Source organism: Stieleria sp. JC731 (genome assembly GCF_020966635.1).
Taxonomy (GTDB): Bacteria; Planctomycetota; Planctomycetia; order Pirellulales; family Pirellulaceae; genus Stieleria.
The window spans coordinates 1-5,968 of the sequence record NZ_JAJKFQ010000023.1 but is presented as its reverse complement, the minus strand read 5'-3'; the positions used below and the strand labels follow the sequence as shown (position 1 = coordinate 5,968).

The window sequence follows — 5,968 nt, the reverse complement described above, 5'->3', positions numbered from 1 at the left end:
GATAGCAGTTCAAACGCCCTATGCGCCAGCCGAAATATCAATGCTCGTTCCCCTTGGTCATTCCGATCGAGTAGACTTGTCGTCAGCGATGTTGTGCCGACTGTGGTCGTGTGTACCACGCGAACCTGTTGGTGCACCGAAGTCGGCGAGTCGACGACTTTCGGGTTTTAGTTTCATCTCAATCGCGCCGACTCGGTGACCATCGCCGTTACCCGACTCAATTGGCCCCTACGCCATCACGCCGCTGAACATCTCTGTTGATCTTCCGAATGACATCAGAACGCAAGCGATGCACGCACTGCGAAACACTGGCCCAGATTGCAACTCTGAAACGCTATGGCGGAATTTGTCGTCGTTGTTGCCAGCGTCCAAAGAATCTTCGCTTAGTTGTAGCCATCTGGATTGCCGCAGCGTTTGGTTCGCTGGCACTTTGCTGGCTATTCGAATCACAGATTGCGTTTAGCCGTGAACACGATACCACAACACGTGTCTTCTGGTTGATCGCGATTGTCTACAACTCTGCCGGGATCTCGGGGACGCGTTTACTGTTTGCGTTGGGGTTCTGCGTTTCGGCATTGCTTGCTAGTCGATACATTATCAAATGGCATCGTTGTAAAACCACTCTTGCTGAATGTCGCCAACGTTGGTCAGAGAGCAGCGGGTAACAATCGGATGCACGACGAGTCGCCGAGTCGTGGTTTTTGAAGTGGATGATCGCTCGCGGCGACCGCGTGATCCGTGACGTTCGCGCGGATGGTTGTGGCTTGAATCCAACGCTGCTGAATCCGGCCCAGCTGATTTCACATGGCAACCACTAGCCGATCGCCGCAACTGAGTTTGTCGTTCGATAGTTGCCCGTGAATTCGGCCAATTGATTTCTTGAGACATCAGTTTCCAATCAATCGCATTTGACGTGAAGGTTTGATTTCAGCTCCGAGATAGCAGTTCAAACTCGCTATGCGCCAGCCGAAAAATCTATGCTCGTTACCCTTGGGGATTCGAATCGAGTAGACTTGTCGCCAGCGATGTGGTGCCGACTGTGGTCGTGGGTACCTCGCGAACCTGTTGGTGCACCGAAGTCGGCGAGTCGACGTCTTTTGGGTTTTAGTTTCACCTCAACCGCGCCGACTCGGTGACCATGACCGTTCGCGCGGGTGGTTGTGACTGCGATAACCAACGTCTGTCTTCAATGCTGACGGATCTGGCCCATCTGATGTCAACTGGCGACAGTTAGCCGATCGCCGCAACTGAGTTTGTGGTTTGATAGTTGCTCGTGAATTCGGCCTATTTGATTTCGCGAGACGTCAGTTTCCTATTGATCGCAATTGAATTCACGGTTTGATCGTGTCGCTCGAATAACACCCATCTGAATTCACGGATCAGCAGTTTCCTGTTTATCGCATTCGATGCAACGGTTTGATTTCAGCTCCGAGATAGAAGTTCAAACGCCCTATGCGCCAGCCAAAATATCAATGCTCGTTCCCCTTGGCGATTCGAATCGGGTAGACTTGTCGACAGCGATGTACTGCTGGCCGTGGTCGTGGGTACCTCGCGAACCTGTTGGTGCACCGAAGTCGGCGAGTCGACGTCTTTTGGGTTTTAGTTTCACCTTAACCGCGCCGACTCGGTGACCATGACCGTTCGCGCGGGTAGTTGAACCGCTGAATGACTCATCTGTTTCCAGGATGGTCATCGCCCTTTACACTATAGAGTGTTTGGATTCGGCCCATCTGATCTCGCATGGCATTTGTTAGCTGATCGCCGCAATTGAAACAACGGTTTGATTGTTGCTCGTGAACGCGGCCCAGGAGATTTCACGAGACGACAGTTTCCTATTGATCGCAATTGAATTCACGGTTTGATTGTGTCGCTCGAATTACACCCATCGGAATTCACGATGCGTCAGTTTCTTGATGATCGCTTCTGATGTCACGGTTTTATCCCGGCTTGGAGATTGCTGTTCAAACGCCCTGCCCGCCGGCTGAAATATCTATGCTCGTTCCCCTTCGCGATTCCGATCGAATAAACTTGTCAGCAGCGATGTAGTGCCGACTGTGGTCGTGGGTACCTCGCGAACCATGACATGAACCGAAGTGACGGAGTCGGGGTTTCTGAAGTGGTGTGTCGTCCGCCGTCACTCGGTTATGTCCGCCGTTCGCGCGGGTAGATGAACCGCTGGATGATTCATCTCTTTCTCAGTTGCTCATCTCCCTTCGCAATTCAAAGCATTTGGACCCGGCCCATCTGATTTCAAGTGTCAACAGAAAGCGGATCGCTGCAATTGAATTTGGGGTTTGATTGTTTCTCGTGAACGCGGCCCAAGAGCGTTCACGAGACGACAGTTTCCTATCGATCGCAACTGAATTCACGGTTTGATTATGTTGCGGCTGACGGCTTCTCTATTCGAAAGGGACAGCAGTATCCTGTTGAGCGCATTTGATGTCACGGTTTGATTTCTGCGCCGCGATAGCCGATCAAACGCCCTACCCGCCGGCTGAAATATCAATGCTCGTTCCCCTTGGCCATTCCGATCGGGTAGACTTGTCATCAGCGATGTGATGCCGACTGTGGTCGTGTGTACCACGCGAACCATGACATGAACCGAAGTGACGGAGTCGGGGTTTTTGAAGTGGTGAGTCGTCCGCCGTCACTCGGTTATGTCTACCGTTCGCGCGGATGGTTGTGCCTGCGATAACCATCGCCTGTCTTCGATGCTGACGGATCTGGCCCATCTGATTTCACCTATCAACTGTTAGCTGATCGCCGCAACTGAGTTTGTGGTTTGATAGTTGCTGCTGAATCCAGCCCATTTGATTTCGACGGACATCAGCTTTCAATCAATCGAAATTGAATTCACGGTTTGATTGTGTTGCTTGGACAACTCCCTTGTGAATTCACAGGACAGCAATTTCCTGTTTATCGCATTGGATGTCACGGTTTGATTTCTGCTCCGAGATGGCAGGTCAGGCGCCCTACCCGCCGGCTGAAATATCAATGCTCGTTTCCCTTGGCCATTCCGATCGGGTAGACTTGTCATCAGCGATGTGGTGCAGACTGTGGTCGTGTGTACCACGCGAACCATGACATGAACCGAAGTGACGGAGTCGGGGTTTTTGAAGTGGTTAGTCGTCCGCCGTCACTCGGTTATGTCCGCCGTTATCCGGGCGAAAAATCTTGACGCTTGCTGTTGACCAAAATGTCTTCGATGCCGCAATCGAATTGCTGGCCGATCCAGGTCTAGTCGACGACGCGCTTGAGCGTCGAGCGTCTGAGTTGCATGATGACCCGGTGACGATCCGTCGACTACTCGATTGGCCACCAGAGGCATTAGGTCTGGTTTTGATTGGCCATAAATGGTCGATCACACTTCCACAAACCTTCTTTGCGAAAGACGGACGAGATCGACCGCATGAGTTCCCGTTTGCCGCCGAACCGATTTTTGCTCAATGCGCAGAACTTGCGTCTAAGATGCTTCATGACGTTCACGACCGAGAAAGATTCACTGCAATCGCAAGTCGTAGTGCAATGTTGGATACAATTCACAATGCGGTGGAAGCAGGATCGAAGATAGACGGGTGCATACTTTCCGGACCGCTTTTATTCGGAATCCCAGCTGAGGTGTACACTTCAATTAATCCATCAGGTTTTCGTTGGCTCGCCCGCTTTATGCGAAGATGATCGGATAACCATCGGATGCACGTGAGTCGCCGAGTTGAGGTTTTTGAAGTGGTTGAACTTTCGCGGCGACCACGTGATCCGTACCGTTGCGCGGGTAGATGAACTGCTGAGTGATTCAACTCCTTTTCAGTTGGTCATCGCCCTCTGCAATTCAACGGGTGTTGCTCCGGCCCATCTGATTTCATGTGGCAAGTGTTTGATAATCGCCGCAAGTGAAGTTGCGGTTTGATAGTTGTGCCCGGGTTTCGCCCATCGGACTTCAACGGACATCAGTTTCCTGTTGATCGCAATTGAATTCACGGTTTGATTGTGTTGCTTGGACAACTGCCTTGTGAATTCACAGGACAGCAGTTTCCTGTCTATCGTATTTGAATGTCACGGTTTGATTGCTGCTCCGAGATAGCCGATCAAACGCCCTATGCGCCGGCCGATATATCTATGCTCGTTCCCCTCCCCGATTCCGATCGGGTAGACTTGTCGTCAGCGAGGTAGTGCCGACCGTGGTCGTGTGTACCACGCGAACCATGACATGAACCGAAGTGACGGAATCGGGGGTTTTGAAGTGGTTAGTCGTCCGCCGTCACTCGGTTATGTCCGCCGTTCGCGCGGGTAGCTGTGAGTGTTTGATGACTCATCTCTAAACAACATGGTCATCGCCCTTCTTAGTTCCAGGCGTCTGATTTCGGCCCACCTGATTTCATGTGACAAGTGCTAGCTGATCGACGCAACCGAAGTTGCGGTTTGATAGTTGCTCGTGATCGCGGCCCAATGGATTTTGCGAGACGTCAGTTTCCTATTGTTCGCAATTGAATTCACCGTTTGATTATCGTTGGGGATCACGGCCCATCTGATCTAAAGGGACAGCAGTTTCCTGTCTATCGCATTTGAGGCCACGGTTTGATTTCTGCTCCGATATAGCTGGTCAGACGCCCTGTGCGCCAGCCGAAATATCTATGCTTGTTCCCCTTGGCGATTCGAATCGGGTAGACTTGTTGACAGCGATGTACTGCTGGCTGTGGTCGTGTGTACCACGCGAACCAGTTGGTGCACCGAAGTCGGCGAGTCGACGACTTTTAGGTTTTAGTTTCACCTCAATCGCGCCGACTCGGTGACCATCGCCGTTTCGCCGACTCAAATTGCATTACCGTGGACCGGCACACTCTCGCTGCGATCTTGACAGAGCATCTTGCGTCGTACCGTGAGATGTCGCACTCGGAACTTGCCGCGCGTCTTGAGTCGCCGCGTCACGAGGATCATCTTGACGTGATTGACGGCACCGCACCCGATGGTACGACATACACGATTGAGACAAACATACTTTGGGACGATCGATCAAAACGCCACATTCGGGTCATGTCCGACCTGTCGACCGGCACACGTGGCTGCTTGCTTGGCTTCATTCCAATCTTCACTCCGGATGTTGCGGACGACTTCATTCTCGCTCCGGACGGCACGTTTATCGACGAATGATTCGCGGGTGCGCAGAGATAGCTATACTGTGATTGTCACGCCCCAACTCGATGGCCCGAGCCGGCGGCGAACCAGACGATGCACGTGAGTCGCCGAGTTGAGAGTTTTGGAGTGGTAAGTCGTTCGCGGCGACCACGTGATCGTTACCGTTATCCCAACCTGCTATTTTGATTTCACCTGATCTGACACGATTGACGTTCGCGGCTAGTCGCTGGCGATTTTTCATCACTACTGCCGCAAGCAGTCTCTCTATTGGGATCGCAGTTTATTGCCTTACGCGGTGGGCTCAGATTCCGTATGGATGGGCGGTGTTTATCGTTGTGATTCGCGCGGCTTTCTGGGCCTGCGTGGTCGACATCCGGAATTTTGATGTCAATGTGCATGGACTAACGCTCTCTGGCCCAACCTTGATCTTTAGCTCCCAACCGGCATCCATCGACATGAACGACGTCGATCCGGAATTCGTCAGCGAGTGGCTCGGTGTTTTCTCCGTACATGATTCAACTGGAAAAGAAGTCATGGCACACTACCGGTACTACATGCCTGAAGATCGAGTGCTTCTTCGTGAACTCATCCAGCGCCTTCGCCGACCACGACATAGTGAATCTGTGGGATAACAATCGGATGCACGACGAGTCGCCGAGTCGTGGTTGTTGGAGTGGAGGATCGCTCGCGGCGACCGCGTGATCCGTGACGTTATTTGTACTGAGTGGCTTTCGATGGCAGATCTCAAATCGTTTGGAATGGAGGCACTTGAGATGCATGCTGATCACTTGAATTCACTCTCTACGCCAGATCCTGACGCCAACATTCGATACGA

General features: G+C 52.1%; 3 protein-coding genes. All 3 read left to right on the top strand.

Going from position 1 to position 5,968, the window contains the following annotated elements:
- The first annotated feature begins 269 nt into the window (after positions 1 to 269).
- The 3 genes from LOC67_RS22765 to LOC67_RS22755 all read left to right on the top strand — a co-directional run bounded on the left by LOC67_RS22765 (position 270) and on the right by LOC67_RS22755 (position 5,765).
- Positions 270 to 665, top strand: a complete 396-nt coding sequence (locus LOC67_RS22765; RefSeq protein ID WP_230265139.1) for a hypothetical protein — start codon at positions 270 to 272, stop codon at positions 663 to 665.
- A 4,159-nt stretch (positions 666 to 4,824) separates the two neighbouring features.
- On the top strand, positions 4,825 to 5,148 hold the full coding sequence (locus LOC67_RS22760) for a hypothetical protein (RefSeq protein WP_230265138.1): 324 nt from the start codon (positions 4,825 to 4,827) through the stop codon (positions 5,146 to 5,148).
- Between the two features lie 308 nt (positions 5,149 to 5,456).
- Positions 5,457 to 5,765, top strand: a complete 309-nt coding sequence (locus tag LOC67_RS22755) for a hypothetical protein (RefSeq protein ID WP_230265137.1) — start codon at positions 5,457 to 5,459, stop codon at positions 5,763 to 5,765.
- Positions 5,766 to 5,968: the final 203 nt, after the last annotated feature.

Excerpts from the sequence above, each read along its gene's own strand:
- LOC67_RS22765 (WP_230265139.1), top strand. The coding sequence starts at position 270 with ATGACATCAGAACGCAAGCGATGCACGCACTGCGAAACACTGGCCCAG.